Source organism: Mesorhizobium sp. M0317, from assembly GCF_040321555.1.
Taxonomy (GTDB): domain Bacteria; phylum Pseudomonadota; class Alphaproteobacteria; order Rhizobiales; family Rhizobiaceae; genus Mesorhizobium.
Map to the genome: position 1 here is coordinate 1 of NZ_JAMYRV010000024.1, position 26,822 is coordinate 26,822.

General features: G+C 63.6%; 29 protein-coding genes and 1 pseudogene. 8 read left to right on the forward strand and 22 right to left on the reverse strand.

Annotated elements, in window-relative coordinates:
• Positions 1 to 87: 87 nt before the first annotated feature.
• Positions 88 to 624, reverse strand: coding sequence for a L,D-transpeptidase family protein (locus NKI88_RS17565; protein WP_352656425.1), 537 nt, complete (start codon positions 622 to 624; stop codon positions 88 to 90).
• A 145-nt stretch (positions 625 to 769) separates the two neighbouring features.
• Here NKI88_RS17565 and NKI88_RS17570 point away from each other — a divergent pair, with 145 nt between their 5' ends.
• Together NKI88_RS17570 and NKI88_RS17575 are read left to right on the forward strand one after the other, a co-directional pair.
• Positions 770 to 1,453: a response regulator transcription factor gene (locus tag NKI88_RS17570; RefSeq protein WP_023670493.1), complete on the forward strand. Its 684-nt coding sequence runs from the start codon at positions 770 to 772 to the stop codon at positions 1,451 to 1,453.
• Positions 1,454 to 1,630: 177 nt separating this feature from the next.
• Positions 1,631 to 2,086 carry a cyclic nucleotide-binding domain-containing protein gene (locus NKI88_RS17575; protein WP_352656336.1) on the forward strand — a complete coding sequence of 152 codons (456 nt, stop codon included), beginning with the start codon at positions 1,631 to 1,633 and terminating at the stop codon, positions 2,084 to 2,086.
• Positions 2,087 to 2,246: 160 nt separating this feature from the next.
• Here NKI88_RS17575 and xth read toward each other — a convergent pair whose 3' ends face one another.
• From xth to tesB, 6 genes are all read right to left on the reverse strand, one after another.
• Positions 2,247 to 3,053 carry an exodeoxyribonuclease III gene (gene xth / locus NKI88_RS17580; RefSeq protein ID WP_352656338.1) on the reverse strand — a complete coding sequence of 269 codons (807 nt, stop codon included), beginning with the start codon at positions 3,051 to 3,053 and terminating at the stop codon, positions 2,247 to 2,249.
• 198 nt (positions 3,054 to 3,251) lie between these two features.
• On the reverse strand, positions 3,252 to 3,932 hold the full coding sequence (locus NKI88_RS17585) for an outer-membrane lipoprotein carrier protein LolA (RefSeq protein WP_023683897.1): 681 nt from the start codon (positions 3,930 to 3,932) through the stop codon (positions 3,252 to 3,254).
• A gap of 137 nt (positions 3,933 to 4,069) precedes the next feature.
• Positions 4,070 to 6,739 carry a DNA translocase FtsK gene (locus tag NKI88_RS17590; RefSeq protein WP_352656340.1) on the reverse strand — a complete coding sequence of 890 codons (2,670 nt, stop codon included), beginning with the start codon at positions 6,737 to 6,739 and terminating at the stop codon, positions 4,070 to 4,072.
• Positions 6,740 to 7,086: 347 nt separating this feature from the next.
• Positions 7,087 to 8,517, reverse strand: a complete 1,431-nt coding sequence (locus NKI88_RS17595) for an ammonium transporter (RefSeq protein WP_023670498.1) — start codon at positions 8,515 to 8,517, stop codon at positions 7,087 to 7,089.
• 31 nt (positions 8,518 to 8,548) lie between these two features.
• Positions 8,549 to 8,887, reverse strand: coding sequence for a P-II family nitrogen regulator (locus NKI88_RS17600; protein ID WP_023670499.1), 339 nt, complete (start codon positions 8,885 to 8,887; stop codon positions 8,549 to 8,551).
• Between the two features lie 218 nt (positions 8,888 to 9,105).
• Entirely contained in the window at positions 9,106 to 9,981 is an 876-nt protein-coding gene (tesB, locus tag NKI88_RS17605; RefSeq protein ID WP_023687727.1) for an acyl-CoA thioesterase II, read from the reverse strand.
• Between the two features lie 112 nt (positions 9,982 to 10,093).
• On the opposite strand from tesB, the gene NKI88_RS17610 reads away from it, so the two are divergent.
• Positions 10,094 to 11,350: a ubiquinone biosynthesis hydroxylase gene (locus NKI88_RS17610; RefSeq protein ID WP_352656342.1), complete on the forward strand. Its 1,257-nt coding sequence runs from the start codon at positions 10,094 to 10,096 to the stop codon at positions 11,348 to 11,350.
• Between the two features lie 22 nt (positions 11,351 to 11,372).
• On the opposite strand, the gene plsY is transcribed toward NKI88_RS17610, so the two are convergent.
• Together plsY and NKI88_RS17620 are read right to left on the reverse strand one after the other, a co-directional pair.
• Complete coding sequence (plsY, locus tag NKI88_RS17615) at positions 11,373 to 12,011, reverse strand: glycerol-3-phosphate 1-O-acyltransferase PlsY (protein ID WP_023670502.1); 639 nt, start codon at positions 12,009 to 12,011, stop codon at positions 11,373 to 11,375.
• Between the two features lie 16 nt (positions 12,012 to 12,027).
• Entirely contained in the window at positions 12,028 to 12,558 is a 531-nt protein-coding gene (locus tag NKI88_RS17620; RefSeq protein WP_023670503.1) for a hypothetical protein, read from the reverse strand.
• Positions 12,559 to 12,755: 197 nt separating this feature from the next.
• On the opposite strand from NKI88_RS17620, the pseudogene NKI88_RS17625 reads away from it, so the two are divergent.
• Positions 12,756 to 13,346 (forward strand): annotated as a pseudogene (locus NKI88_RS17625) (FGGY-family carbohydrate kinase); the annotation flags it as partial.
• A complete protein-coding gene (locus NKI88_RS17630; RefSeq protein ID WP_352656344.1) occupies positions 13,343 to 14,950 on the forward strand; it encodes a GMC family oxidoreductase in 1,608 nt (535 codons plus the stop codon). The pseudogene NKI88_RS17625 and the gene NKI88_RS17630, both read left to right, overlap by 4 nt.
• Before the next feature lie 12 nt (positions 14,951 to 14,962).
• Here NKI88_RS17630 and NKI88_RS17635 read toward each other — a convergent pair whose 3' ends face one another.
• Complete coding sequence (locus NKI88_RS17635) at positions 14,963 to 15,319, reverse strand: YciI family protein (RefSeq protein ID WP_023683890.1); 357 nt, start codon at positions 15,317 to 15,319, stop codon at positions 14,963 to 14,965.
• Complete coding sequence (locus tag NKI88_RS17640; RefSeq protein ID WP_352656346.1) at positions 15,316 to 15,531, reverse strand: hypothetical protein; 216 nt, start codon at positions 15,529 to 15,531, stop codon at positions 15,316 to 15,318. The genes NKI88_RS17635 and NKI88_RS17640 overlap by 4 nt, the downstream gene beginning before the upstream one ends.
• Before the next feature lie 219 nt (positions 15,532 to 15,750).
• Between NKI88_RS17640 and NKI88_RS17645 the strand changes: the two genes are divergently transcribed.
• A complete protein-coding gene (locus NKI88_RS17645) occupies positions 15,751 to 16,176 on the forward strand; it encodes an OsmC family protein (RefSeq protein ID WP_023807689.1) in 426 nt (141 codons plus the stop codon).
• Positions 16,177 to 16,385: 209 nt separating this feature from the next.
• Here the strand turns inward: NKI88_RS17645 and NKI88_RS17650 are convergent, their stop codons facing one another.
• The 7 genes from NKI88_RS17650 to NKI88_RS17680 all read right to left on the reverse strand — a co-directional run bounded on the left by NKI88_RS17650 (position 16,386) and on the right by NKI88_RS17680 (position 22,003).
• Positions 16,386 to 17,015 (reverse strand): YceH family protein, encoded by a 630-nt coding sequence (locus tag NKI88_RS17650; protein ID WP_352656348.1) that lies wholly within the window; start codon positions 17,013 to 17,015, stop codon positions 16,386 to 16,388.
• Positions 17,012 to 17,758, reverse strand: a complete 747-nt coding sequence (locus tag NKI88_RS17655; protein WP_352656350.1) for a nucleotidyltransferase domain-containing protein — start codon at positions 17,756 to 17,758, stop codon at positions 17,012 to 17,014. Before NKI88_RS17655 ends, NKI88_RS17650 begins: the two co-directional genes overlap by 4 nt.
• A 65-nt stretch (positions 17,759 to 17,823) precedes the next feature.
• On the reverse strand, positions 17,824 to 18,603 hold the full coding sequence (locus NKI88_RS17660; protein WP_023670510.1) for a succinate dehydrogenase iron-sulfur subunit: 780 nt from the start codon (positions 18,601 to 18,603) through the stop codon (positions 17,824 to 17,826).
• 40 nt (positions 18,604 to 18,643) lie between these two features.
• On the reverse strand, positions 18,644 to 20,473 hold the full coding sequence (gene sdhA / locus NKI88_RS17665; protein WP_352656352.1) for a succinate dehydrogenase flavoprotein subunit: 1,830 nt from the start codon (positions 20,471 to 20,473) through the stop codon (positions 18,644 to 18,646).
• Position 20,474: 1 nt separating this feature from the next.
• Positions 20,475 to 20,873, reverse strand: a complete 399-nt coding sequence (gene sdhD, locus NKI88_RS17670; RefSeq protein WP_023710213.1) for a succinate dehydrogenase, hydrophobic membrane anchor protein — start codon at positions 20,871 to 20,873, stop codon at positions 20,475 to 20,477.
• Positions 20,873 to 21,292, reverse strand: coding sequence for a succinate dehydrogenase, cytochrome b556 subunit (gene sdhC / locus NKI88_RS17675; RefSeq protein WP_023683884.1), 420 nt, complete (start codon positions 21,290 to 21,292; stop codon positions 20,873 to 20,875). Before sdhC ends, sdhD begins: the two co-directional genes overlap by 1 nt.
• 240 nt (positions 21,293 to 21,532) lie before the next feature.
• Complete coding sequence (locus NKI88_RS17680; RefSeq protein ID WP_023687710.1) at positions 21,533 to 22,003, reverse strand: hypothetical protein; 471 nt, start codon at positions 22,001 to 22,003, stop codon at positions 21,533 to 21,535.
• Positions 22,004 to 22,256: 253 nt separating this feature from the next.
• On the opposite strand from NKI88_RS17680, the gene NKI88_RS17685 reads away from it, so the two are divergent.
• Entirely contained in the window at positions 22,257 to 22,628 is a 372-nt protein-coding gene (locus tag NKI88_RS17685) for a hypothetical protein (protein WP_023687709.1), read from the forward strand.
• A gap of 37 nt (positions 22,629 to 22,665) precedes the next feature.
• Here NKI88_RS17685 and NKI88_RS17690 read toward each other — a convergent pair whose 3' ends face one another.
• A complete protein-coding gene (locus NKI88_RS17690; RefSeq protein WP_023698369.1) occupies positions 22,666 to 23,862 on the reverse strand; it encodes a GGDEF domain-containing protein in 1,197 nt (398 codons plus the stop codon).
• Positions 23,863 to 24,024: 162 nt separating this feature from the next.
• On the opposite strand from NKI88_RS17690, the gene NKI88_RS17695 reads away from it, so the two are divergent.
• Complete coding sequence (locus tag NKI88_RS17695; RefSeq protein WP_023670517.1) at positions 24,025 to 24,336, forward strand: hypothetical protein; 312 nt, start codon at positions 24,025 to 24,027, stop codon at positions 24,334 to 24,336.
• Positions 24,337 to 24,443: 107 nt separating this feature from the next.
• Here NKI88_RS17695 and leuC read toward each other — a convergent pair whose 3' ends face one another.
• From leuC to NKI88_RS17710, 3 genes are all read right to left on the reverse strand, one after another.
• Positions 24,444 to 25,853, reverse strand: coding sequence for a 3-isopropylmalate dehydratase large subunit (leuC, locus tag NKI88_RS17700; RefSeq protein WP_023670518.1), 1,410 nt, complete (start codon positions 25,851 to 25,853; stop codon positions 24,444 to 24,446).
• Between the two features lie 72 nt (positions 25,854 to 25,925).
• Positions 25,926 to 26,135: a hypothetical protein gene (locus tag NKI88_RS17705; RefSeq protein WP_352656430.1), complete on the reverse strand. Its 210-nt coding sequence runs from the start codon at positions 26,133 to 26,135 to the stop codon at positions 25,926 to 25,928.
• Complete coding sequence (locus tag NKI88_RS17710; RefSeq protein ID WP_023730242.1) at positions 26,132 to 26,767, reverse strand: class I SAM-dependent DNA methyltransferase; 636 nt, start codon at positions 26,765 to 26,767, stop codon at positions 26,132 to 26,134. The genes NKI88_RS17705 and NKI88_RS17710 overlap by 4 nt, the downstream gene beginning before the upstream one ends.
• Between the last annotated feature and the right edge of the window lie 55 nt (positions 26,768 to 26,822).

Sequence of the window (26,822 nt, forward strand, 5' to 3'; positions counted from 1 at the left end):
TTCCTACTTCCTACTTCCTACTTCCTACTTCCTACTTCCTACTTCCTACTTCCTACTTCCTACTTCCTACTTCCTACTTCCTACTCCCTACCTCACCACCCTCACCACCGTCCGGTCCGACACCAGCGGCAACAGCCGCGCCATTGTCCGCGCTGTCACCGCCACGCAGCCTTGCGTCGGTGTGAAGCCTGGGCGCGCCAGATGGAAGAAGATGGCGCTGCCGCGGCCGCGCCGGCGCGGCGCCATGTTCCAGTCGAGCACCAGGCAGGCGTCATAGAGGCGGTCGTCGCGCCGCATTCGCTCATGGCTGGCGCCATAAGGGATTTTCACCGGCCGGTTGTAGTTGCGGTCGTCCGGCACCTCGCACCAGCCGAGATCGGCGCCGAGCGGCGCCATCGCCAGCCGGGTTTTGCGGCCGGCCGCGAAATGATCGCCCCGAAAATATCCTGACAAAATCCGCATCTCGCCAAGCGGCGTCGCACCGTCGCCTTCGCGCTTATTGGCCGAGATGCCGCCGCGTCCGAGCGCACAGGCAAACACCTTGCTGCCGGCCTGCAATATCCCCTGGCTGGGGTTGCCCGGCCTCGCCCGAACCACCAGCACACGCAGCCTTTTCGGCAAAATTGCGCCGGCTGCATTGCGATCGCGTTTTTTCTTGTATGATCGTGTCACGGAACAAATCACTGTGATCGGACTGTTGCGCCGGTCAGCTTCCGCATAAATGGGGGGCGGTCAACTGAAAATTCTTTTCAAAACAATGGATTGATCCATGACATCACGTACCATTCTGATCGTTGACGATGATGACGACCTGCGCGGAACCCTCGTCGAGCAACTGGCCCTTTACGAAGAATTCGACGTCTTGCAGGAAGCGACCGCCGCCAAAGGCGTCGCCGCGGCGCGCGGCGGGCTCATCGACCTGCTCATCATGGATGTCGGGCTGCCGGACATGGATGGCCGCGAGGCGGTGAAGATCCTGCGCAAGGGCGGCTACAAGGCGCCGATCATCATGCTGACCGGCCACGATACCGATTCCGACACAATTCTGGGCCTCGAGGCCGGCGCCAACGACTATGTCACAAAGCCGTTCCGCTTCGCCGTGCTGCTCGCCCGCATACGCGCACAACTGCGCCAGCACGAGCAGAGCGAGGACGCCACCTTTTCGGTCGGGCCCTACACGTTCAAGCCCAGCCAGAAGCTTCTGATCGACCAGCGCGGCGGCAAGGTGCGGCTGACCGAGAAGGAAGCCTCGATCATCAAATATCTCTATCGAGCCGACCAGAAGGTGGTGACGCGCGACGTCCTGCTTGAGGAAGTGTGGGGCTACAATTCCGGCGTCACCACGCACACGCTGGAAACTCACGTCTACCGGCTGCGCCAGAAGATCGAGCGCGATCCTTCCAATGCTGAAATTCTTGTGACAGAAAGCGGCGGCTACAAGCTGGTTCCTTAAACTTTTCATTGTTCAATAAGCGGTCGGGGCGGGACTGTTTCGGGGAGGATCCGGCTGGGGGAGCCTGGATCGGCCCGCTGCGCAGATTGAAGTGTTAGAGCGTCCTTTGCGCGTCCAATTGGACACGCGGCGCTCTAAGGGAGGGATTGGACTGACCGTTCGGGGACGCAGCTAGAGATGGCGCTGGATGACGACATCCGCATCCTGTCCGCCGTGAAGCTCTTTGAGGGTTTCACGCAGGAACAGCTGCGCCTGCTCGCCTTCGGCGCCGAAGCCACCCATCTGCAGGCCGACCGCAAGCTGTACCGCGAGGATGACGAAGCCGACTCAGCCTATATCGTGGTCAGTGGCCGCATCGTGCTCTATCGCGAGCAGGGTGGCGACCGCATCCCGATCGGCACCGCCGGCCCCGGCACGATCCTCAGCGAACTGGCGCTGATCGCCGACTCAAGACGGCTGACCAGCGCCTCGGCCGAGACCGATTCGGAAGTGATAAGGTTGAGCCGCAAGATGTTTCGCCGCATCCTGGAGGAATATCCCGAAGTGGCGGTGAAACTGCACCAGCGAATCCTCGATGATTTTCAGGCCATGATCGCCCGCATCGAGAAGTTGGCCCCAAGGTTTGGCGAGTAGGTCCCCGCGACCGCGCTCACGCTTGGGTGTGTCGAGATTCAGGTCAGGCCGAGTCGAAAATGGCTGATACCGAGAACCAGAGCGGAGCGTACTCAAAGTACGCACCGGAAGCGCAGGTATCGGCCATTTGCAGGCCGGCCTCACCTGAATATCGACACGCCTAATCCAGGTCGAACCGCGCAATCACCGGCACATGGTCCGAGGGCCGCTCCCAGCCACGCGCCTCTCGCAGGATCTCATAGCCGGCAAAGCTCGGCACCAGGTTCGGTGACGACCAGACATGGTCGAGCCGGCGGCCGCGGTTCGAGGCTTCCCAGTCCCGCGCGCGATAGCTCCACCAGGTGTAGAGCTTCTGCTCTGGCGGCACGTCGAGCCGCATCAGGTCGACCCAGTCGCCAGCGATCCGCATCGCGTCGAAATTTTGCGTCTCGACCGGCGTGTGGCTGACGACGTTGAGCAATTGCTTGTGCGACCAGACATCGTGCTCCTGCGGCGCGATGTTGAGGTCGCCGACCAGGATCGAGGCCGACACCTCGTCATGCGCGGCGCGGATGGCGTTCATCTCGGCAACGAAATCGAGCTTGTGGCGGAACTTGCGGTTGATCTCCGGATCGGGCTCGTCGCCGCCGGCCGGCACGTAGAAATTGTGGACCAGGATTGCCTTGCCGCCGGCCTGCACCTTGACCGACAGATGCCGGCTGTCATCGATCTCGCAGAAGCGCCGTTTCTCGACAATCTCGATCGGCCGCCGCGCCACCGTCGCAACGCCGTGATAGCCCTTCTGGCCATGGAAGGCGATGTGCTCGTAGCCGGCCTTGCGGAACGCCTTTTCCGGAAACAGCTCGTCGGGAACCTTCGTCTCCTGCAGGCAAAGCACATCGGGCGCCTGCTCCGTCAGCAGCCGCTCGACGATCGGCATGCGCAGGCGCACGGAGTTGATGTTCCAGGTGGCGATGCAGAAGGGCATGCGGCGGTCCGAACAAGGTCGCCGATCTACTGCCAGCCGAGCGCCACAAACACAAGCCAGCCTTTGCGGGCGGCGGCCCTGATTCAGGTCAGGCCGAGTCGAAAATGGTGGTCTCCGAGAACCGGAGCGGAGCGTACTTAAACCACGTGAGCGCCGGAAGCGCAGGAGATCGCCATTTGCAGGCCGGCCTGACCGGATCTAGCGGTGGTTGGTGTTCAGCTCGCGGTTCGCCGTATAGTCGATGGCGAACGTATCCGCAGGGAAGCTGACGCCTTCCTTGGTGTTGTAGATCATCACCGTGGTGTCCTTGCCCTGCGCGTCGGTGATGGTCCACTGGCGCAGATCATAGGATTTCGGATCGAACATCATGGTGATCTTCGAATTGCCGAACACCGACTTGTCGGCAAGCTGGATGGTGGTGAGGTCGCTCTCTTCCTTGATCGATTTGACGCGGCCGCCCGAGAGGTCGATCTTGGTGTCGAGCAACAGCTTCAGCGGTGTCTTCGACAACGGATAGAGATCGGACGTTTTCAGCCGCTTGTTGAGGATGACCACCGACTTGCCGTCGGAAATCACCCGGAAATTCGACTTGCCGTCATAGTTGAAGCGAATCTTGCCTGGCCGCTCAAGGAAGAACTTGCCGCCGGTCTGCTGGTTGTTGGGGCCGAACTGGACGAACTCGCCGCTCATCGATTTGACCGAGGAGAAATGGTCGGCGATCTTTTGCGCCGTCGGCGGCACCGCCGCCTGCGCCGAGGCCAAGAGCTGGAACCCCGGCACGACGTTGATGGCCGCGGCGCCGGCAAGCATCAGGCCAAGGCCGAGCAACTGGCGACGGTTTGGAGCGAAATCGCTGATCGCGGAAAGATCGTTTTTCATGCCGGTCACTCTCGTGTGGTGTGTGTCTCGTTGCAGTCCGTGGACCCCCAGTTAGACTTAAGTTTGGCGGCCGGACAGCGCTCAGTCGCTGTAACGCGCCAAAAGGTTCAAGGTTGCCGCCGGGCCGTATCGGCTGATCAGAACTTGTCGTCCTCGGTCGGCACCAGGATTTCGCGTTTGCCGGCATGGTTGGCCGGGCCGACAATGCCTTCCTTCTCCATCTTCTCGATGATCGAGGCGGCGCGGTTGTAGCCGATGCCGAGCCGGCGCTGGATATAGCTGGTCGACGCCTTGCCGTCGCGCAGTACGACCGAGACCGCCTGGTCGTAGGGATCGTCGGAATCCTCGAAATTGCTGTTGCCGCCACCACCAGCGCCGCCCTTGCCCGACGGCTCGTCATCGTCCTCGCCGTCATCCTCGGTGATGGCGTCGAGATATTCGGGCACCCCCTGCAGCTTCAGATGGGCGACGATCTTCTCGACCTCGTCGTCGGCGACGAATGGGCCGTGCACGCGCTGGATGCGGCCGCCGCCGGCCATGTACAGCATGTCGCCCATGCCGAGCAGCTGCTCGGCGCCCTGCTCGCCCAGAATGGTGCGGCTGTCGATCTTCGACGTCACCTGAAAGGAGATACGGGTCGGGAAATTGGCCTTGATGGTGCCGGTGATGACGTCGACCGACGGACGCTGCGTCGCCATGATGACATGGATGCCGGCCGCGCGCGCCATCTGTGCCAGGCGCTGCACCGCGCCTTCGATGTCCTTGCCGGCGACCATCATCAAATCGGCCATTTCGTCGATGATGACGACGATGTAGGGCATCGGCTCGAGATCGAGGTTCTCGGTCTCGTAGATCGCCTCGCCGGTCTGGCGGTCGAAGCCGGTCTGCACGGTGCGCGAGATTTTTTCGCCCTTCTTTTCAGCCAACTGCACGCGCGCGTTGAAGCCGTCGATGTTGCGCACGCCGACCTTGGACATCTTGCGGTAGCGGTCCTCCATCTCGCGCACGGTCCATTTCAACGCCACCACCGCCTTCTTCGGGTCGGTGACCACCGGCGTCAGCAGGTGCGGGATGCCGTCATAGACGGAGAGTTCGAGCATCTTCGGGTCGATCATGATCAGCCGGCAGTCCTGCGGCGTCAGCTTGTAGAGCAGCGACAGGATCATGGTGTTGATGGCGACGGACTTGCCGGAGCCGGTGGTGCCTGCGACCAGCACATGCGGCATCTTGGCGATGTCGACGATAACCGCCTCGCCATTGATGGTCTTGCCCAGCGCCAGCGCCAGCTTGGACTTGGTCGTCTCGAAATCGCGGCTGGCCAGGATCTCCCGGAGATAGACGGTCTCGCGCTTGGCATTTGGCAATTCGATGCCGATGGCGTTGCGGCCGGGCACCACGGCGACGCGGCAGGCAATGGCGCTCATCGAGCGGGCGATGTCGTCGGACAGGCCGATGACGCGCGACGATTTGATGCCGGGCGCCGGCTCCAACTCATAGAGCGTGACCACCGGGCCGGGCCGTACCGCGATAATCTCGCCCTTGACGCCGAAATCCTCCAGAACGCCTTCGAGCAGGCGCGCATTCTGCTCCAGCGCGTCCTTGGACAGGCTGGCGTCGCGCACCACGTTCTTCGGCTCCGACAGGAAATGCAGCGACGGCATTTCGAATGTTTCCGAGCCGATCAGCGAGGTCTGCGCCTCGCGCTGGACGCGCGCGCCGGGAGCGGGACGCGGCGCAGGTGCGGCGACGCGGGTCGCCGCATCGGAGCGGAAGTTCTGCACCTTGGCGTTTGGCGCGGCACGGCGCTGGACCGGCTCGTCGTCGAGTTCGACCTCCTCGTCGCCATTGTCGAAACCGGCATCGAGGACGTCGTCATCGTCCGGATCGACGGAAACGCTGCGGTCATTGACCATGGCGGCGAAGAACTCCGGCTCGACGCGGGCGCGGCCATCCGGGCTCATCCGCGCTTCGGCGAATTCCGCCGATTCGACCCGTTCGGCGGCGCGGCGCCATGCGGTGGAGCGCTGCTCCATCTCCGGCTCGAACTCGTCGCGCTCCTGCTGGCGGCGCACAGCCCGGCGATGCATCCAGGCGCGGAAAGACAGCCACCAGTGGGTAACGGCGCCGAGCGCCAGTATCCCCTCGTCGCCCTCGTCCTCGTCTTCGTCGAAGAGCAGGTCGTCCTCTCGGGGATCGGGCTCCGCGGTGCGCTCCATGACGGCAAAGCCGTTCTTGCGCGCAATCAGCGCCGAGCCATAGGCAAACAGCCACAGCGCCGGCGCAATGAGCACCATGGCAATGATGCTGGCAACGATGCCGGTCGGGTAGCCGCCAATGACCACGCCCGGAATATTGAGCACCATGTCGCCGAACACGCCGCCGAGGCCGGTCGGCAACGGCCACGTCTTGGGCGGCACCACGCAGCCGGCCATCGCCGCCGCGAGCAGCGCGAAGCCGAACCAGGCAAGGCCGCGCTTCGGCAGCCTGTCGACGCCGCGCGCCGAAAACAGGAGAAAGCCCCAGATCACCGCCGGCACCAGGGCGGCGACCGCGGCAAGGCCGAAGAACTGCATGGCGAGGTCGGAGAATACCGCGCCCGCATAACCCATGGCGTTGGTGACGATGTTGTCGGTGGCGTGCGAGAAGCTGGGATCGGCGACGTTCCAGGTCGCCAGCGCCGCGACGCCAAAGGCGACCAGCGCAAACAGGCCGGCGCCGACCAGCCGCCCGACCTGGCGCCGCGCGAATGCCTGGATGCCGTGCCCCGTATCGGTCAGCGCGAGCGGTGCTGAAGCCCCTGAACGCATGCTTCGTTCCCCGTCTGTCATGGACTGGCCGGGCGCATGACGCACTCCGGCAGATTCGGATGTCAGACTATCGGGGGGAAGGTTAAGGCCGCATTAACTATACGGCAGCCGGAGCCACGATCTTGCTCACTCCACTGTAGGCAGTCTCAACAGTCCGGAACCAATCCGGTCGACGTCTCCCCGCTGGCGGCCATCACTAGAACGTGATTGCGCAGGGACCGAGACCTGCCAGCACGGTTGCCAAAAAGAGAGGCCCGGAATGACCCGGGCCTCAAAGCGTGAACTCCTTTCGGGAGCGTCACGACGGGATGGGAGAATGCGGGGCGCCCCCCCCCCCCCCGCGGTGCTTACGAGTGGTAGGCCGCTTCGCCATGCGAAGTCAGGTCGAGGCCTTCGCGCTCGGCGTCGGCTGTCGGACGCAGACCGATGATCAAGTCGACGACCTTGTAGAGGATTGCGCTGCCGATGCCCGACCACAGCAGGGTTACCAGGACGCCTTTGCCCTGTGCCAGGAGCTGCGTGGCCGTGCCGGCATAGCCGGCGGCGAAGTCGGCCGTCGAATAGTCGACGATGCCGGCGCCGCCGAGGGCGGGATTGACCAGAATGCCAGTGCCGAGCGCACCGATGATGCCACCGACGCAGTGGACGCCGAAGACATCGAGGCTGTCATCATAGTCGAACGTGTTCTTCACCACCGAGACGAAGAAGTAGCAGACGAAGGTGGCGACGATGCCAAGCACGATAGCGCCCATCGGGCCGGCAAAACCTGCAGCCGGCGTAATCGCGACGAGGCCGGTGACCGCGCCCGAAACAGCGCCGAGCATGGAGGCTTTGCCGCGCAGCAGCGATTCAAGCACGATCCAGGCCACTGCCGCCGCCGCCGTGGCGACGAAGGTGTTGATCATCGCCAGCACCGCATAGGCGTTTGCTTCGAGGTTCGAACCGGCGTTGAAGCCGAACCAGCCGACCCACAGCAATGAAGCGCCGACCATGGTCAGCGTCATCGAGTGCGGCGCCATGATGTCCTTCTTGTAGCCGATGCGCTTGCCGATCATCAGCGCGCCGACGAGACCGGCAATGCCCGCATTGATGTGAACGACCGTGCCGCCGGCGAAGTCGATGGCGCCGAAGCTGAAGATCAGGCCGGACGGGTCGGCATAGGCGCTCGGGCCGCCCCAGAACCAGACCATGTGCGCGATCGGGAAGTAGATTAACGTCACCCATAGGATAACGAAAAGGATCAAGGCGGAGAATTTGACGCGTTCGGCGAATGCGCCGACGATCAGGGCGGGCGTGATGCAGGCGAAGGTCATCTGGAAGACGACGAACACCAGTTCAGGAATGGCGACGCCCTTGCTGAAGGTTTCCGAAAGCGTCGATACGTTGACGCCGGAGAGAAACATCTTCGAAAGGCCGCCGACGAAGGCGTTGCCCGGGGTGAAGGCGAGGCTGTAGCCGTAGAAGACCCAGATGATCATGACCACGCTGGTGATGGTGAAGACCTGCATCAGCACCGACAGCATGTTCTTGGTACGAACCAGGCCGCCGTAGAAAAGCGCAAGGCCGGGAATGGTCATCAACAGCACCAGCACGGTGGAAATCATCATCCACGTGGTGTCGCCCTTGTCGACGGTAAAAGCCGGCGCTGCTGGCGCTGCCGCCGCGACGGCGGGAGCCGCCTCCTGCGCGAAGGCAGCAACCGTGCCCAATGCTCCGAGCGCTAAGGAGCCCAGCAGCGCGGAGCGCGCCACTGACTTCAAGGTGGAAGGTATATTCATTGAACTCTCCATTGGAATACGTGTTCGCCGCTCAAAGTGCGTCGGTGTCTGTTTCGCCGGTACGGATGCGCACCGCCTGATCGATGCCGAAGACGAAGATCTTGCCGTCGCCGATCTGGCCGGTCTTGGCCGCCGCCGTGATGGCTTCGACGGCCTTGTCGACCAGGTCTGTGCTAACCGCGACTTCGATCTTGATTTTCGGCAGGAAACTGACCGCGTATTCCGCCCCGCGATAGATTTCCGTGTGTCCCTTCTGACGCCCGTAGCCTTTGACTTCGGTGACGGTCAGGCCCTGGATGCCGACGGCGGTGAGCGCTTCGCGCACCTCGTCGAGCTTGAACGGCTTGATGATTGCCATCACGATTTTCATAAGGTTTCACCCTTTGCTGTTGCGGTCCCCCGCGTTTGCACACCTTCACCGATCCCAAAAAGCCCGGAGAGTGCCCAACAGGATTCAAGCTCCGTGCCAGTTGCCGAAGCAGGGTGTTAACTCATTGTAAACAAACGGATCGCTCGAGTCCCGGCGCCACGGTGCGCACTGTCAACGGACAGTCACTGATTAAAAAGTAGGCAATTTTTCGAAAATGCCTATTCCGCAGGCGGCCGCTTCAGCCGGATCAGGCCTTCCTGGGCAACCGAGGCGATCAGCGTGCCGTCGCGGGCAAACAGCGAGCCGCGGGTGAAGCCGCGCGACCCCTGCGTCGAGGGGCTGTCCTGCGTGTACAGGATCCAGTCATCGAGCGGATGGCTGCGATGGAACCACATCGCATGGTCGAGGCTCGCCGCCTGGATGTCGCGGTCGAAAATGGCGCGGCCGTGCGCAAAGGTCGAGGTGTCGAGCAGCGTCATGTCGGAGAGGTAGGCAAGCACCGCCGCCTGGATGCCGCGGTCGGCCGGCACCGGGCCGGTGGTGCGGATCCAGATGTTCTGCTGCGGCTCCAGCTTTTCGCGGCTGGTGTAATGCTTCAGCATCACCGGCTTCATCTCGATCGGCCGGTCACGCTCCCAATAGCGCTTGATGCCGTCCGGCACCGCCTCGCCGAACTTGCCCAGCAATTCGCGCTGCGACAACAGGCTGTCGGGCGGCGGCACGTCGCGCGGCATCGGCAGCTGATGCTCAAGGCCAACCTCGTCCTGCTGGAACGAGGCTTCCAGCGAAAAGATCGCCTGGCCGTGCTGGATCGCCACCACGCGCCGCGTGGTGAAGGAGCCGCCATCGCGGATGCGGTCGACCTCGTAGACGATCGGCACCTTGGTGTCGCCGGGCCGCATGAAATAGCCGTGCAGCGAATGCACGTGGCGCTCGGGCTCGACGGTGCGCTGCGCGGCGACCAGCGCCTGGGCGATGGTCTGGCCGCCGAAAACGCGCTGCCAGTCGAGCTTGGGGCTGCGACCACGGTACAGATTGTGTTCCAGCTGCTCGAGGTCGAGAATGCTGAGAAGCTCGTCCATGGCCGCCGTCATGCTTCGTGACCTCGCCGTAAGATGCTATGGCGGTTTCCGACAGGAATGGCGGGCAGTCAAGGCCGGAATGCCCCAGTGGGCGGGGACGGTCGAGACTTCGAAAGGAATTGACATGGCGAACCGCAACACGGACGCAAAAACCCCGCTCGACGTGCTGGTCGCTGGCGCCGGCTATGTCGGCCTCGCGGCCGCCGTGTCGCTGAAACAGGCGCGGCCGAACCTGGCTGTCGCCGTCGTCGATGCCGCGCCCCCCGGCGTCTGGCAAAAGGATGGCCGCGCCTCGGCGATCGCCGCCGCCGCCTGCCGCATGCTCGACCAGCTCGGCGTCTGGCAGGAAGTCGTCGGGCAATCGCAGGCGATCACCGAGATGATCGTCACCGATTCGCGCACCGCCGATCCGGTGCGTCCGGTGTTTCTCACCTTCGATGGCGAGGTCGCGCCGGGCGAACCGTTCGCCCACATGGTCGCCAACAAGGACCTGAACGGCGCCTTGCGCCGCCGCGCGCAAAAGCTCGGCATCGACATCATCGAAGGTATCGCGGTCGCATCGTTCGACGGCAATGGCGCCGGCATCACCGTGCATCTGGCCAATGGCGCGGCGATTGAGGCGCGGCTGCTGGTCGCCGCCGACGGCGTCAATTCCAAATTGCGCGACATGGCCGGCATCAAGACGGTGAAATGGGAATATGGCCAGTCCGGCATCGTCTGCACGGTGGCGCATGAGCGCCCGCACAATGGCCGCGCCGAAGAGCATTTTCTGCCGGCCGGCCCGTTTGCAACGCTGCCGCTCAAGCCCACCGAGGACGGCACCAACCGTTCGTCGCTGGTCTGGGTCGAACGTTCCGAGGATGCCGAAAAGCTGGTCTCGGGCGACGACCTCGTCTTCGAGCAGGAGCTTGAGTTGCGCTTCGGCCTGAAGCTCGGCGAAATCCGCGTCACCGACAAGCCGCGCGCCTGGCCGCTCGGCCTGACCATCGCGCGCGCCTTTGTCGCCCCGCGCATCGCGCTTGCCGGCGACGCCGCGCACGGCATCCACCCGATCGCCGGCCAGGGCCTCAATCTCGGCTTCAAGGATGTGGCGGCCCTTGCCGAAGTGGTGGTCGAGGCCGATCGCTTGGGACAGGATATCGGCGCGCTCGACGTGCTCGAGCGCTACCAGCAATGGCGCCGCTTCGACACGGTGCAGATGGGCGTCACCACAGATGTGCTGAACCGGCTGTTTTCCAACGACATCGGCCCGCTGCGCCAGCTCCGCGACATCGGCCTCGGCCTTGTCGAACGGATGCCCAGGCTGAAGGAGTTCTTCATCCGCCAGGCGTCGGGGTTGTCCAACGGCACACCACGGCTGCTCAAGGGTGAGGCGATTTAGGCCGGGAATGAGTGCCGCTTTGTCATAGACGCGGCTCGGCTCCTGACATCAGCCGCGCAATGTTGGCGCGGTGGCGCACGATCACGTAGATGCCGCCGGCGATGACCAGCAACCGGTAGGGCAATGGTTGTTCCATGCCGCCGACGAGGGCGATCGCGGTGAGCGCCGCCAGCATCGAACTCAGGGACACAATTCGGGAAACTGCCAACACCACGGCAAATGCCGTCGCCGCGCCTAGACCCACAGGCCAGGACATCGCCAACAAAACACCCAACCCCGTCGCAGCCGATTTGCCGCCGGTGAAATTCAGCCAGATCGAACGGCTATGCCCAAGCAAAACAGCGAGTCCGGCCAGGCATACAACCCAAGGAGCCCAAACGGGCATATCAGATATTGCCGACGGCGGCGTTGCGGAAGACCAGAAACAAAACCAACGGGCAAAGATGACCGCTGCCGCCCCTTTCAGCACGTCCACCAGAAGCACCACCAATGCTGGCCATTTCCCGAGTGTGCGCAATACATTTGTCGCACCGGTGGACTTGGAGCCGTGCTCCCGGATATCGATGCCCTTAAGCAGTTTCCCCGCCAGGTAGCCGGCAGGCGTAGAGCCGATAAGGTAAGCGGCAGCCGATCCTACCACGCTCGCTATCCAGAATGACATGCGCCCGGGCTGTTTCTCAGTTGACCTCAAACCCCAGCTTCTGCCGCAGTCGCAGCATGCGTTGGTCGGCGACCTTGAAACTCTGCTCGCCGCTCTTGGCAACACGATCCAGCATCTGCAGCAGGTCTTCGCGCTCATGCGGATCGAGGCGCTCGCGCAGGAAGGGCGCCAGCTTGTCGATGACGATCGTCGTGTCGTCGATCTGCGCCGCGGCCCATTTGGCGTAGACGACGGCTTCATCGGTCTTCTTCTGGTTGTCCGCAATCTGCGAGATCACCTCGCGGATGACCGTTTCACGCTTCGGCAGGATCGGGCCGTGCTCCGCTGCCAGTGCGGTGATCAGCGTTGCCGCCGCCACCACCGGATCGTCGATCGCCGTCAGCGGCGACAGCGCCGCCTGCTTGCGCAGCTTCTTGCGCCTTATGTTGCCCTGGACGCGGCCGACGACGTCGGCGACCTCGCGCGCGGCTTCGTTCATGGCCTTCATGCGATACCACCAGAACGCCCCGGCTCCCAGCACGCCGAGAATAGCAATCAGGAAAGGCATGTCGAATTCCCCCGAAAATTGCGGCGACGATAGGAGAACTCCGGCGTTGCTTCAACACGCAAGAATTGTATCTGATGAGAAAACAGAGCTGGCCCCCTAATCATCCAGACGCCGAGATCGGGCGTCCTGGGTTCAGGTCGCTCGTCACGGGCACTAATGATGCAACCGCTTAGCGATAACGCTGACTTCGCATCGAGCGCGGTGCCCATCATGACGATCCGTTCGGCCACTGCAACGCGGCTGCCGGCGCGGTGACGCCAGCCTGGGACGATCCGATGTTCCACCCGTTTCTCTACGGGTCGGGGCAAGGGGCGGAATACCGCGCCGGCTTCTACGGCCTTGCCGGCTGGCATAGGGAAGGCCATATGCTGCGCGCGCTGTTCGAGGGCGTGATGTTCGAGCATAGGCGCCACATCGAAGTCTTGAAAAAAGCCGGCGTCGGCTTCGACAGAGCCGTGCTATCCGGCGGCGGCTCGCGCAGCGAACACTGGCCGCAGATCTTCGCCGACGGGCTTGGCGTGCCGATCACCGTCCCCGAAGCGCGCGAGACCGGCGCGCTTGGCGCGGCAATCGGCGCCGGGGTCGCGGCCGGCCTGTTCGCCGACTACGAGGCCGGCGTTGACGCCATGACCCGGTCAAGCGCCGCCTACCGTCCGAACCCGGCCATGCAGGACCATTACAACAGGCGTTATCGCGCCTATTGCGGCCTTGCCGATACGCTGCGATCGTTCTGGGCCGAACAGGCGGCAGAACCGAGTAGAACACCGCCGAGTAAACCACCGCAATGACCCAACGGCTCGATGGCGACTACGACTACATCATCGTCGGCGCAGGCACGGCGGGCTGCGTGCTGGCCAATCGGCTGAGCGAAAACCCGGCGACGCGCGTGCTGCTGCTTGAGGCCGGCGGCAGCGACAATTATCACTGGGTGCATATCCCGGTCGGCTATCTCTATTGCATCGGCAATCCGCGCACCGACTGGATGATGAAGACTGCCCCCGAAGCCGGCCTGAACGGCCGCTCGCTGGTCTATCCCCGCGGCAAGGTGCTGGGCGGCTGCACCTCGGTCAACGGCATGATCTACATGCGCGGCCAGGCGGCGGACTACGATGGCTGGCGGCAGATGGGCAATGTCGGCTGGGGCTGGGACGATGTGCTGCCCTACTTCCTCAAATCCGAGGACCATCATGGCGGCAAGACCAAGCTGCATGGCTCCGGCGGCGAATGGAAAGTGGCGCGGCAACGCCTGTCCTGGCCGATCCTGAACACGGTGCAGGAGGCGGCCAAGGAATTCGGCATCATGCCGCGCGAGGATTTCAATGACGGCGACAATGAGGGGTCCGGCTTCTTCGAAGTCAACCAGAGCAAGGGCGTGCGCTGGAACACAGCCAAGGCATTCTTGCGCCCGGCGCTGCGACGGCCCAACCTTCGGCTGGTCGTCAACGCGCATGTCGAGACAGTGCTGTTCGAGGGCAAGCGTGCTATCGGCGTCCGCTACCGCGCCGGCGGCCAAGCCATAGAGGCAAAGGCCAGGAGCGAGGTGCTGCTGACCGCCGGTTCGATCAACACGCCGAAACTGCTGGAGCTTTCCGGGGTCGGCGAGCCGGATCGCCTCGCCGCGCTCGGCATCGATGTGGTTCACGCCAGCCCCGATGTCGGCGAGAACCTTCAGGACCATCTGCAGATCCGCACTGTCTACAAAGTGTCGTCGGCGCTGACGCTCAACACGCTAGCCAACAGCCTGAGCGGCAAGGCGAAGATCGCGCTGCAATATGCCTTTGGCCGCTCGGGACCGATGTCGATGGCGCCGAGCCAGTTCGGCATGTTCTCGAAATCCGATCCGTCGATGGCGACGCCGGACCTGGAGTACCACGTCCAGCCCTTGTCTACCGACCGGCTGGGCGACCCGCTGCACCCGTTCCCGGCAATCACCATGTCGGTCTGCAATTTGCGCCCCGACAGCCTCGGCTCCGTGCATGCCACGACGCGCGAGCTGGCAGTGCAGCCCGATATCCGGCTGAACTACCTCTCGACGGTGCGCGACCGCGAGATCGCGCTGCGCTCGGTGCGCCAGGCGCGCGGTATCATGACCGCCAAGGCGCTTGCCGGTTTCCAGCCGGAGGAGATCCTGCCGGGCCTCACCCACCAGTCCGATGATGACCTGCTGCACCAGATCGGCTCGATCGCCACGACCATCTTCCACCCGGTCGGCACCTGCCGGATGGGCATCGATGAGCGCGCCGTCGTCAGCCCGGACCTGCGCGTGACCGGTATCGAGGGGCTGCGGATCATCGACGCGTCGATCATGCCGCGCATCGTCTCCGGCAACACCGCCTCGCCAGTGGTGATGATCGCCGAGAAGGCGGCGGATATGATCCGCCGGCCTGCATGACCTCGCCGCCGCCTATGACCCCGGCACGTCGTAGATCGCCCTGACCTCGATCGTGCCGATTTCGGCCAGCGGAATCTCGCCTGCGATCGCCAGCGCCTGTTCGAGACCGTCGGCCTCGATCATGACGAAACCGAGCAATTGCTCCTTGGTTTCGGCAAACGGACCGTCCGTGATCAGCCGCTTGCCCTGGCGCCGCCGCACCGTCTTCGACGTCTTCACCGATTGCAGCGCCTGCGCGATGATCAGCTTGCCTTGCTGGTCCAATGACCGGTCGTAGGCCATCGAATCGGCGTCGAGCTTGGCCTGACGCTCCGGCGTCATGGCATGGAGGTCCTTTTCCTCGCCGTAGACCAGACAGACATATTTCATTTCCAGCTCCCTTGCTGTGACGAAGCATATGCGATCACGGCGCCGGCGGCATCCTTGCCGGCAGCAGCGTGGTCGAGCACGCAGACCGCAATGCCGATCACGGCGACCGCAGCAAGCAGCCGGCCGAAGCCGGAAGATCGCGAGCACTCGATCTCGCGTAGACGCGCGCTTTTGTCGGCGTCGTTCCAATGGGCAGAAAACAGATTGTTCATCTTGGATCTCCATCCGCCACGAGAATCCGTGGACGCTCGCAGGACGGCCGGCGCCGATGCAAGTCGACATTTTTGCACGCACATTTTTCAGAAAAGATTTGCAGGGCTCGCCGGCGTCGCATCCGGCCGAAACAGCGCGGTGGTCTTCCCCTGCCGCCGCGCTATAGTTGGAGGGAACGCCGCGTGGCCGGCGCTGTCGCTGTAATCAAGGAGAATCTTATGGACCGCACCGCAAACGCCGTCTGGAAAGGCAATCTGAAGGAGGGCACGGGCACGCTCGACAGCCAGAGCGGCACTTTGAAAGGCACGCCCTATTCGTTCAAGGCTCGCTTCGAGGACGAGAGCGGCAAATCCGGCACCAATCCCGAAGAGTTGATCGCGGCGGCACACGCCGGCTGCTACGCCATGCAGCTGTCGCATTTCCTGGCCGAGAACGGCACGCCCGCCACCGAGCTCGACGCCAAGGCGGTGGTGACGCTGGTCCCCGGCACCGGCATCACCGGCAGCGCCATCACCCTGATCGGCAAGGTACCGGGCATTGATGCGGCGAAGTTCAAGGAACTGGCCGAGAAGGCCAAGGCGGAGTGCCCGGTTTCGAAGGCGCTGGGGGCCATCGCAGTGTCGCTCGACGCGAAGCTGGGGTGATCCGCCGATTTTGCCCGGGGTAGCGATTCTTCGCGCCCCCCTCTGCCCTGCCGGGCATCTCCCGGGGAGATTGGAAGCTCGGTAGCTGGCACTTTCTTTCGACGTTCGTGATTGGCGAAGGCCGGCGTGACATCTGATCTCCCCACTTGAGGGGGAGATGGCCGGCAGGCCAGAGGGGGGTGCTGTCCCACCAACGTCTCGGATAACTATTAGGCGCCCAGCGCATCAAGCCGGGCGCGAAGGGCTGCGACTTCCTGCTCCAGAGCCTCCAATCTCGCTTCCAGGTCGGAAGCAGGCAAGGCCGGCGCGCTCCGCTGCACCGATAACGCCGCGACGTCCACCGGTCCTGCGAGCAGATGCATAAAACGGTCCTCGCGCTGCCCCGGCCCGCGCGGTATTTCCTGGACGAGCGGCGGGCGGCGGCCGATCAGCATGTCGAGTTCGCCACGCAGGTCCTCGACGGACGAAAACCGCGCCATGCGCTCAGCTCGCGCCAGCAACTCATGCGCCGTCTGCGGCCCGCGCAGCAAAAGCAGGCCGATCACCGCGGTCTGCGGCGTGGTCAGCGAGAAGCGCTGCGCCATCTGATGCTCATAGCGCTCGACGCGCGAGCCGAACATCTGACGCACCAGCCCCTTCTGCTCGAGCAGCTTGAGAGTCCGATGCACCTCCGTCTGCTCCAGCGCCATGACAGGCTCGCGCGCCGTCTTCTGGTTGGCGGCTGCAAGTGCTGCATTCAGCGTCAGCGGATAGACATCCGGCGTCAGCTCCTTCTTCTCGATCAGGCAGCCGAGCACACGGGCTTCGACGGGATTGAGAATGGGAAGGTCATCGCTCATTGAAGTTCAGCCTCCCGGCGGTAAAATTCGGTTGCAAGGGCATGTTTGCGCGCTTGGCCGGCTTTGTCCCTGACGGGGCCGACTAGGTTCATTTCGTGGTGACCATAGCGGGCTTCGAGATAGCGCGCGATTGCGGTCGGGATGAGGCCCGAGCCCATCTCCCGCGTCCGGCTTTTGCGCTCGATCAGGCCGCGGATTTCGTCGCTGGCTTGAGCCGGTATCTCGGTCTGATCGAGGCATTCGCCAAGGTTCATCGGCGGCAGGCTGGCAAAGCCGCGCTGTTCCATCCAGTCGAGCGCCACGAGCGGGCGGATCAGATAGAACAGCTTCTTCAGCTTCACCTCGCCGGAGAAACTGCCGATCTTGGCGACATGCGAACGCGCAAGGCCGAGATAGTGGTGCGATACCTTCGCCGGATCGACGATCTCGGCCAGCAAATCGAGAAGGCGCTGGCGAAACCCCGAAACCTCCTCACAGACGATCGGCGACTTCGCCCATTCGACTATGACGGCATTGCCGCCAAGCGCCAGCAGCAACGCCTTGCGCAGATCCCAGCCGCCGGCATCGATCTCGCCTTCGATCGGAAACTCGATCACATCGCGCGCCTGCTGCAGCACGAGGTGATCGGTTACCGGTCTGATATAGACAAAGCGGCAGTCATAATCGCTGTCGGGAGACGGAAACCCCCAGGCGCGGCTGCCGCTTTCGATGGCAAACAGGATTTTTACAGGCTGGCTTCGCACCAGATCGAGGCGGGCGCGCAGCGCCGCGACGGCGTCCGGCGAAAAGTCGGCGGGTAGCGGCGGCGTCAGACTCTGCGCTCCACCATCATCTTCTTGATCTCGGCAATCGCCTTGGCCGGGTTGAGCCCCTTCGGGCAGGTCTGGGCGCAGTTCATGATGGTGTGGCAGCGGTAGAGCCGGAACGGGTCTTCGAGATCGTCGAGCCGTTCGCCCGTGGCTTCGTCGCGGCTGTCGATCAGCCAGCGATAGGCCTGCAGCAGCGTCGCCGGGCCGAGATAGCGGTCGCCGTTCCACCAATAGCTCGGGCACGAGGTCGAGCAGCAGGCGCACAGGATGCACTCGTAGAGCCCGTCGAGCTTTTCGCGGTCCTCATGGCTCTGCAGCCATTCCTTGGCCGGCTCTGGCGACACTGTCTTCAGCCATGGCTGGATCGAGGCGTGCTGGGCGTAGAAATTGGTGAGGTCGGGCACCAGGTCCTTGACCACCTGCATATGCGGCAGCGGGTAGACTTTGACGGCGCCGGAAATGTCGTCGCAGCCCTTGGTGCAGGCCAGCGTGTTGGAGCCATCGATGTTCATGGCGCAGGAGCCGCAAATGCCTTCGCGGCAGGAGCGGCGCAACGCCAGCGTCGGGTCGATCTTGTTCTTGATCCAGAGCAGCGCATCGAGCACCATCGGCCCGCAATCGTCCATGTCGACGAAATAGGTGTCGATGCGCGGGTTCTCGTCATCGTCGGGCGACCAGCGGTAGATGCGGTATTCCCGCAGGTTGGTGGCGCCCTCCGGCTTCGGCCAGGTCTTGCCCGGCTGCACCTTGGAGTTCTTGGGAAGCGTGAGTTCGACCATTACCTCTGGTCCTTTCGGATGACGGGCTTCGGCACCATGGTCAGTACACCCTGGCCTTCGGCGCGATCTTGGCAAGGCTGATGCCGCCGTCCTTTTCCGCCACCAGCGGCTCGGTGTGCACGGGACGATAGCTGAGGCTCACCTGGCCGTCCTCGCTTAGCCGGGCCAGCGTATGCTTGCGCCAGATAATGTCGTCGCGGGCCGAAAAATCTTCGCGCGCATGCGCGCCGCGGCTCTCCTCGCGCGCCTCGGCGCCGTAGACCGTGGTGATGGCGTTGGCCATCAGATTTTCCAGCTCCAGCGTCTCGACCAGGTCGGAATTCCAGATCATCGAGCGGTCGGAGACTTTCAGGTCCTTGAGCTCGGTCCATATCTGCGAAATGCGCTTGCAGCCGTTTTCGAGCGACTCCTGTGTGCGGAACACGGCGGCGTCTTCCTGCATCGCCTTCTGCATTTTCTCACGCAGAACAGCGGTTGGCGTCGAGCCATCGGCGTGGCGCAGCCGGTCGAAGCGGTCCATGATGTTTTCGACCGAGGCTTCGTTGGGCGAAGGGATCGCCGAATTACGGTCGATGACCTGGCCGGCGCGGATTGCGGCGGCGCGGCCGAACACCACCAGATCGATCAGCGAGTTCGAGCCCAGCCGGTTGGCGCCGTGCACGGAGGCACAGCCGGCCTCGCCGACCGCCATCAGCCCGGGTGACACCCGGTCAGGATTCTCGACAGTCGGGTTCAGCACCTCGCCCCAGTAATTGGTCGGCACGCCGCCCATATTGTAGTGCACCGTCGGCAGCACGGGGATCGGCTCCTTGGTCAGGTCGACGCCGGCGAAAATCCTGGCCGATTCCGAAATGCCCGGCAGCCGCTCATGCAGCACGGCCGGATCGAGATGGTCGAGATGCAGGAAGATATGGTCCTTGTTCTTGCCGACCCCGCGGCCTTCGCGGATCTCCAGCGTCATGCAACGCGAGACGACGTCGCGCGAGGCCAGGTCCTTGGCCGACGGCGCGTAGCGTTCCATGAAGCGCTCGCCCTCGGAATTGACGAGATAGCCGCCCTCGCCGCGCGCGCCTTCGGTGATCAGGCAGCCGGCGCCGTATATGCCTGTCGGATGGAACTGCACGAACTCCATGTCCTGCAGCGGGAAGCCCGCCCGTGCCGCCATGCCGCCGCCGTCGCCTGTACAGGTGTGCGCCGACGTCGCCGAGAAATAGGCGCGGCCATATCCGCCGGTCGCCAGCACCACCATCTTGGCGGAGAAGCGATGGATGGTGCCGTCGTCGAGGTTCCAGGCGACGACGCCGGTGCAGGTGCCGTCCGGTTCCATGATCAGGTCGAGCGCAAAATACTCAATGAAGAACTGCGCATTGTTCTTCAGCGACTGGCCGTAGAGCGTGTGCAGGATGGCGTGACCGGTGCGGTCGGCGGCGGCACAGGTGCGCTGCACCGGCGGGCCGTCGCCATAATTCATCATGTGGCCGCCGAACGGCCGCTGGTAGATCTTGCCCTCTTCGGTGCGCGAGAACGGCACGCCGTAATGCTCGAGCTCGTAGACCGCCGCCGGTGCCTCGCGCACCAGATATTCCATGGCGTCGACGTCGCCCAGCCAGTCCGAACCCTTGACGGTGTCGTACATGTGCCACTGCCAGGAGTCCGGACCCATGTTGGACAGCGACGCGGCAATGCCGCCTTGTGCCGCCACCGTGTGCGAGCGGGTCGGGAACACTTTGGTGATGCAGGCCGTGCGCAGGCCCTGCTCGGCCATGCCGAGCGTGGCGCGCAGGCCGGCGCCGCCGGCGCCGACGACCACCACGTCGAACTTGTGGTCGACAAAGGTATAGCCGGTGGCCGATTTCGCGTCCTTGGCCAAATCAGCCTCCGAATGCCAGTTTGAGCAGGGCGAAGATCGAGGCGACGCCGACCGCTATGGTGAAAAACGTGCTGAGTGCGATCAGCGCCAGCTTCATGCCTTCGGCATGCACGTAATCCTCGATAATGACCTGCATGCCGACACGCATATGGGTGAGACCGGAAACGAGCACCAGCGCCAACACCAGCGCCACGAACGGACTGGCGAGCGCCGCCCGCACCTCGGCGAAGCCGGCGCCATTGAGCGCGATCAGGAACCCGACGAAGAACAGTATCAGCGGGATGTTGGCAAAGGCCGTCAGCCGCTGTCGCCAGAAATGCCCGGTGCCTTCGCGGGCCGAGCCCAGACCGCGGACCTTGGCCAGCGGCGTGCGCATATCGTTGTTGTTCGTGCCGCTCATCACAAGGTTCCCCGCGCCATGTAGCCGGCGACCCAGATCAGCAGCGTGAGCAGGATGGAACCGGCGAGCGTCGCCCAGGCGATCTTCGATGCCGTGTGTTTCTCCAGCCCGGCGCCGGTGTCCCAGACGAGATGGCGCACGCCGCCCAGCATGTGGTGCATCAGCGCCCAGGTGTAGCCGAACAGGATGAGCCGGCCGAGCCAGGTGCCGAAGGCCCAGTTGATCCAATCGAAAGCGCCTTGCGAACTCGCCGCCGCCATCAGCCACGCGGCGACCAGCAGCGTGCCGAAATACAGCGCCCCGCCAGTGATGCGGTGAATGATCGACATCGTCATGGTGATCGGTGGGCGGTAAATCGTCAGGTGCGGCGAGAGCGGCCGTTCACGTCTGGCGGTTCGGGTGGCTGGTGATTTGCTCATGGCTGCCCCAGTTCGATGTCCGGAGCCGCGGTGGAAAGCGGCACTTACCGCCTCGATATATGACTTCAGACAGCCGGTTTCTAATGCTCTTTTTGCACCGCGTCAAAGCCGGAAAATCGTTTTGAAAACGTCATTTAGTCTGACAAAAGGCCGCTGTTTCGCTTCAATCGATTTGGCCACCGTCGAAAGCCGGCGCACCGTTCGCTGCAGTGCGGCATTTCCTTTGCAATCGACGCCAGGCTATCGTTTGCAGGTCTGTGGTGTCGAGCCCCTCTTCATCACCAGCGCCTCGCGCGCGTCGATCACGATTGCGTCATGCGACGCGGCTTCCTGGTAGCGGCTGGACTGGTTGGCGGGTGATGCGGCAAACTCCTCGGTCGTGCCGTCGGGCCTGACAACACGCAACGCCGTGCCGAGGTTCTGGATGGTGATCATGCCGCCATTGCCGCATCTGTAAGTTGCCGTGCCGACAGCAGACCGCGGCGCGGTAAGATCGGTGACGATCTTGGCTGAAGGTGCGGCAGGTGCTGTCGGAGCCGTTGCGGAAGCCGGGGGCGCCACAGGTGCGGCGGACTGCTGAGCCGGCGCGGGCGCGACAGTGGGTGGTACGGTATTCACCGCCGTCGGCGCGCCGTTCTGCGGCACGCAGGCTGCGGCAGTCAGCAAAGGGATCGACAACAGCGTCACCCGAAACGTCCGGCGTAACGCCATATGCTGTCCTCCCGCGCGGCTAACTAGCCGCGATGTTCCACCAAGATCAAGCTCACCCGACGTCAGCGTAGTTGTGTGCGTCGCGGCCGATGGTGCGGGCAAGCATGGCCGAATGATGACGCCCGGGTTTTCCATCCCGTCGGATATTAACCATGTTTGGCGAGAGATCGGCGCCGGATGCGCCTGCCCTCTTAACAAAGGTTAAGAAAAGGTTAATTTCCGATTCGATCGGGTCCACAGCAGAGAGGACACCATGCTTTCGAATTCAGGAAGAGCGCGCCTTGCGGCGCTTGTGCTGGCGACAGCCAGTCTCGGCTTCGCCGCCCCGGCAATGGCCTGGTCGCGCCATCATGACCGCGTCTATGCCGATTCCCTGGGCAATCTCGTCATCGACAGCGCCGCCGGCTACAAGCGCATCATTGTCGGCCAAGGCAGGCTGGCCAAGAAATTGTCCGACTACACCAGCGCCGGGCAGCCGGAAGCGGAACCGGAAGTCCTTTATGAAGACGAGGCGGATCACATCTCCAGGCGTGGCTGCTACCAGCCGCCGGTGTTCGTGAAGGGCCGCTCCTATATGTACGGCCTCTCCGATGGCGAAATGCCCAACCTCAGCCCTTGCCGCTGATGATCCGGCACGGCCGAGAGGCCGTTTAAGCGAGACGCTAACCGACGCTGCCTGTATCCGGGATGAACACCGTTTCCGCCCGCTCATAGGACAATCGCACACTGTCGCGGCCGTTCTTCTTGGCCTTGTAGAGCGCTTCGTCGGCGCGCCGCATCAGCGGCTCCAGCCCTTCGTCGCCGGTGCGCGCCGCGACGCCGAAGCTCGCGGTCACCCTGGTGCCCGGCGGCAACCCGTCGACACTGCCGGCCGAATAGTGCGTGCGCACGGCTTCGGCAAACAGCCGCGCCGTGGCAAGATCGCTCAGCGACAGAAGCACGGCGAACTCCTCGCCGCCGATGCGGCCGGCAACCGCACGCGTGCCGGCGGCCGCGCGAAGCTTGGCGGCGAAGTCGGCGATCACCTGGTCGCCCGCGGCATGTCCGTATTTGTCGTTGAGCGCCTTGAAGTGATCGAGATCGGCCAGCACCAGCGCGACCGGCACCTTGGTAACAGCGCAATGCTGCAGCACCAGCAAGGCGCGCTCCTCGAAACCCCTGCGGTTGAGCAGGCCAGACAGCGGATCGGTGTGCGTCTCGGTCTTCAGCGCCTTCATCACGTCGAGCGCAGCTGCCGAGAACAGGCAGAGCGCGATCAGCAACGACAGCAACGCGTGCGTCAAAAGCGCCGTCGTCCAGTAGGACGAGCCATAAAACCCGTCATAGCTGGTGAACGGCCCGTGCGAGATGACGACGAGCAGCGTGCGGCCGATAAAGTTCAGCCCGGACAGCAGCGACAGTACGAACAGGATTTTTTCCGTCGGGCCGTTCTTGCGCACGGCGCGCAGCTCGGCGGCGACCAGCAGGCTGAGGCCGCCAAAGCCGAAATTGATCGACAGGATGCGCCAAGTCAAGTCCGGCTGGACGAACAGGAACCAGCAGAATGCCACCATCCCGCCACCCGCCAGAATGCCGATCGCGATATAGGGCACGCGCCTGCCGTAGCGTGAGATGATCGCACCGACGAGGCAACAGGCGGCGAGCGTGAAGCAGAGGTTGGAGACCAGCTTGGTCAGCACCATGCCGCCGGGCAGCGTGAAATACTGCAGCAGGAAGCCGGGCGCGGACACGCAATAGCTCGTGCCGAGCACAGCCAGATAGGGCCGGTGGCGCTGATAGAACCACAGCACGAGGAACGCCGCGCCGAGCGCCAGCGCGATCGTCGGATTGAGCAGCGCTATGAACAGGCCGGTGTCCAAAGGACGGTGACTTCCCGCTTGACGTCAGGGAAGACCTTAGAGCGCAAGCCCCAACAAGCGGTTAAGCCGGGACGAATATGCAAGTCGCCACTCATGAAGCTGGTGCACGGAACCGGGACCTGAGGCCGGCGTTTCCTGACAGCAATCAAGGAGAAGTTGTTCATGGCCGACACGATCACGCTGACCGATCACGAAGCAATTCGCTCATGGGCCGCAGGGCGCGCCGGATTTCCGGCGATCGTCGATGTATCGCCCGAGACCGGAACGCAGCCGTTGCTGAGGCTCGTCTTCGGCCAGCACGCCTATCAGGACCAGGATCAGCCTGAACGCCCGGTCAACGCAGGCGGCTACGAGCTGGTCGAATGGGACGAGTGGTTCAAGATCTTCGACGAGCGCGAACTGGCGCTGGTGGTCGCGGCCGACGAACCCGGCAGCCGGGAGGAATTTCATGAAATCATCCGCCGTGCCGGCTAGGGCATATACCCCAAGGGTCTTAGAGCGGCGCGCTTTAAACAAAACCCCGAACGGTTTTGCCGTTCGGGGTTTTGCATACGCTCAGATCAGGCTTGAACCAGTCTGCGCTATTTCCAGTCGCGGATGTCGACGAAATGGCCGGCGATCGCCGCCGCCGCCGCCATGGCCGGCGATACCAGATGGGTGCGGCCCTTGAAGCCCTGCCGGCCTTCGAAATTGCGGTTCGAGGTCGAGGCGCAGCGCTCATGCGGCTTCAGCCGGTCGTCGTTCATGGCCAGGCACATCGAGCAGCCCGGCTCGCGCCAGTCGAAACCGGCGGCAATGAAGATCTTGTCGAGACCCTCGGCCTCCGCCTGTTCCTTGACCAGACCGGAGCCCGGCACGATCATCGCATCGACATGCGCACTCACCGTCTTGCCTTCGACCACCTTGGCCACCGCACGCAGATCCTCGATGCGGCCATTGGTGCAGGAGCCGATGAAGACGCGGTCGAGCGTGATGTCGGTGATCTTCGTGCCCGGCGTCAGCCCCATATAGTCGAGCGCGCGGATCTTTGACGTCCGCTTGTTCTCGTCCGTGATCTCTTCCGGATTGGGAACGACGCCCTGCACCGAAACGACGTCCTCGGGCGAGGAACCCCAGGAGACGATCGGCGGCAGCTTGGCCGCGTCGAGCACGATCACCTTGTCGAAATGCGCGCCCTCGTCGGACTGCAGCGTCTTCCAGTATTCGAGCGCGGCGTCCCACGACGCGCCCTTCGGCGCGCGCGGCTTGCCCTTGACATAGGCGAAGGTGGTTTCGTCGGCCGCGATCAGGCCGGCGCGCGCGCCGCCCTCGATCGACATGTTGCAGATCGTCATGCGGCCTTCCATCGACAGCGCGCGGATCGCCTCACCGGCATATTCGATGACATAGCCGGTGCCGCCGGCGGTGCCGATCTCGCCGATGATGGCGAGGATAATGTCCTTGGCGGTGACGCCTTCCGGTAACTGGCCATCGACACGCACCAGCATGTTCTTGGCCTTGCGCTGGATCAGCGTCTGCGTCGCCAGCACATGCTCGACCTCGGAGGTGCCGATGCCATGCGCCAGTGCGCCGAAGGCGCCATGCGTCGAGGTGTGGCTGTCGCCGCAGACGATCGTCATGCCAGGCAGCGTGAAGCCCTGCTCCGGCCCGATGATGTGGACGATGCCCTGGCGGATATCGTTCTCGGAATAATATTCGACACCGAAATCCCTAGCGTTCTTGGCCAACGCCTCAACCTGGATGCGGCTTTCCTCGTTCTTGATGCCGAATTTGCGCTCCGGCGAGGTCGAGACATTATGATCGACCACGGCCAGCGTCTTTTCCGGATGCCGGACTTTTCTGCCGGTCATGCGCAGACCTTCGAAGGCCTGCGGGCTGGTCACTTCATGGACGAGATGGCGGTCGATGTAGAGCAGACAGGTGCCATCATCCTGGCGATCGACGACATGGTCGTCGAAAATCTTGTCGTAGAGGGTGCGCGGTGCGCTCATGTGCGTAAATCCGTCGATTTGCAAAAAGGGGAAGGGCAGACGCGCCGAAGCCTTCGGCCCGGCGAAAGCGGCTTAGCTAAGTTGGCTGGTGAGCGCGCCGGAAATGCGCGAAGAGAAACGCGACGGCAGGCGTTTTCTGTCCTGCAGCACGAAACCCTTATAGGCCGGATCGCCAAAAAGCTCTTCCATGGCGTGGCTCATACCAATGTTTTGGCTTTTCGGCAATTGCGGCGTGCTTTCGCTTCTCCCCTTGTGAGAGAAGGCGAAGAGGGCGGCGCTCAAAGCACCTCGAACACAAAAGTCTTTACCAACGCATCCGGCTCGGCGATCGCATAGCAGCGGAACCATGGGCTTTGCTCGGCCGGCCGCCATTTCCCGGCCCGCTCCAGCCCGTCGAACACGGCCTGGAAGCCGCCGCTGTCAAACACCTGGTCGCGCACGGTGAAGATCGCGTGGCCGCCTTTTCTGGTGATGCGGACAAGCTCGTGCAGGCCGGACGCCGGCGCATGGCTGATGGTGAACACGCCAGTCGAGAAGAAGGCGCGGAAATGCCCGTCTGGCCAGGGCAGCGGCCCGCCGAGCATTGCCTGCTTCAGATCGCCATAGGCATTGCGGCTGCCGGCGATCTTCAGCATGTCGTCGGAGAGGTCGAGCCCGGCAATGTCGTGATAACCCAGCGCCTTCAATGACGGGCCCGACAGGCCGGTGCCGCAGCCGGCGTCGAGCAGCGGGCCTTCACCCACCTTCACATGGCGCGCCACCCACGCGGTGATCAGGAACGGCAGCAGATAGCCTAGTGAAGCGGTTTCGCCGTCATAGGTCGCGGCCCAGTCTGCATAGGCCTTGGCCAGCCCTTCCGGCGTGTCGGCCGAATAGACGGTACCCAGCGCCGCATTGGCCTTGTCGATCGTCATCGCCTGCATCCTCCGGAATCCTGTCCTCCGCGATCGTAGCCGTGCCCGCGTCGGA

Excerpts from the sequence above, each read along its gene's own strand:
- NKI88_RS17570 (WP_023670493.1), top strand. The coding sequence starts at position 770 with ATGACATCACGTACCATTCTGATCGTTGACGATGATGACGACCTGCGC.
- NKI88_RS17575 (WP_352656336.1), top strand. The coding sequence starts at position 1,631 with ATGGCGCTGGATGACGACATCCGCATCCTGTCCGCCGTGAAGCTCTTT.
- xth (WP_352656338.1), bottom strand. The coding sequence starts at position 3,053 with ATGCCCTTCTGCATCGCCACCTGGAACATCAACTCCGTGCGCCTGCGC.
- NKI88_RS17585 (WP_023683897.1), bottom strand. The coding sequence starts at position 3,932 with ATGAAAAACGATCTTTCCGCGATCAGCGATTTCGCTCCAAACCGTCGC.
- NKI88_RS17590 (WP_352656340.1), bottom strand. The coding sequence starts at position 6,739 with ATGCGTTCAGGGGCTTCAGCACCGCTCGCGCTGACCGATACGGGGCAC.
- NKI88_RS17595 (WP_023670498.1), bottom strand. The coding sequence starts at position 8,517 with ATGAATATACCTTCCACCTTGAAGTCAGTGGCGCGCTCCGCGCTGCTG.
- NKI88_RS17600 (WP_023670499.1), bottom strand. The coding sequence starts at position 8,887 with ATGAAAATCGTGATGGCAATCATCAAGCCGTTCAAGCTCGACGAGGTG.
- tesB (WP_023687727.1), bottom strand. The coding sequence starts at position 9,981 with ATGACGGCGGCCATGGACGAGCTTCTCAGCATTCTCGACCTCGAGCAG.
- NKI88_RS17610 (WP_352656342.1), top strand. The coding sequence starts at position 10,094 with ATGGCGAACCGCAACACGGACGCAAAAACCCCGCTCGACGTGCTGGTC.
- plsY (WP_023670502.1), bottom strand. The coding sequence starts at position 12,011 with ATGTCATTCTGGATAGCGAGCGTGGTAGGATCGGCTGCCGCTTACCTT.
- NKI88_RS17620 (WP_023670503.1), bottom strand. The coding sequence starts at position 12,558 with ATGCCTTTCCTGATTGCTATTCTCGGCGTGCTGGGAGCCGGGGCGTTC.
- NKI88_RS17630 (WP_352656344.1), top strand. The coding sequence starts at position 13,343 with ATGACCCAACGGCTCGATGGCGACTACGACTACATCATCGTCGGCGCA.
- NKI88_RS17635 (WP_023683890.1), bottom strand. The coding sequence starts at position 15,319 with ATGAAATATGTCTGTCTGGTCTACGGCGAGGAAAAGGACCTCCATGCC.
- NKI88_RS17640 (WP_352656346.1), bottom strand. The coding sequence starts at position 15,531 with ATGAACAATCTGTTTTCTGCCCATTGGAACGACGCCGACAAAAGCGCG.
- NKI88_RS17645 (WP_023807689.1), top strand. The coding sequence starts at position 15,751 with ATGGACCGCACCGCAAACGCCGTCTGGAAAGGCAATCTGAAGGAGGGC.
- NKI88_RS17650 (WP_352656348.1), bottom strand. The coding sequence starts at position 17,015 with ATGAGCGATGACCTTCCCATTCTCAATCCCGTCGAAGCCCGTGTGCTC.
- NKI88_RS17660 (WP_023670510.1), bottom strand. The coding sequence starts at position 18,603 with ATGGTCGAACTCACGCTTCCCAAGAACTCCAAGGTGCAGCCGGGCAAG.
- sdhD (WP_023710213.1), bottom strand. The coding sequence starts at position 20,873 with ATGAGCGGCACGAACAACAACGATATGCGCACGCCGCTGGCCAAGGTC.
- sdhC (WP_023683884.1), bottom strand. The coding sequence starts at position 21,292 with ATGAGCAAATCACCAGCCACCCGAACCGCCAGACGTGAACGGCCGCTC.
- NKI88_RS17680 (WP_023687710.1), bottom strand. The coding sequence starts at position 22,003 with ATGGCGTTACGCCGGACGTTTCGGGTGACGCTGTTGTCGATCCCTTTG.
- NKI88_RS17685 (WP_023687709.1), top strand. The coding sequence starts at position 22,257 with ATGCTTTCGAATTCAGGAAGAGCGCGCCTTGCGGCGCTTGTGCTGGCG.
- NKI88_RS17695 (WP_023670517.1), top strand. The coding sequence starts at position 24,025 with ATGGCCGACACGATCACGCTGACCGATCACGAAGCAATTCGCTCATGG.
- leuC (WP_023670518.1), bottom strand. The coding sequence starts at position 25,853 with ATGAGCGCACCGCGCACCCTCTACGACAAGATTTTCGACGACCATGTC.
- NKI88_RS17710 (WP_023730242.1), bottom strand. The coding sequence starts at position 26,767 with ATGACGATCGACAAGGCCAATGCGGCGCTGGGTACCGTCTATTCGGCC.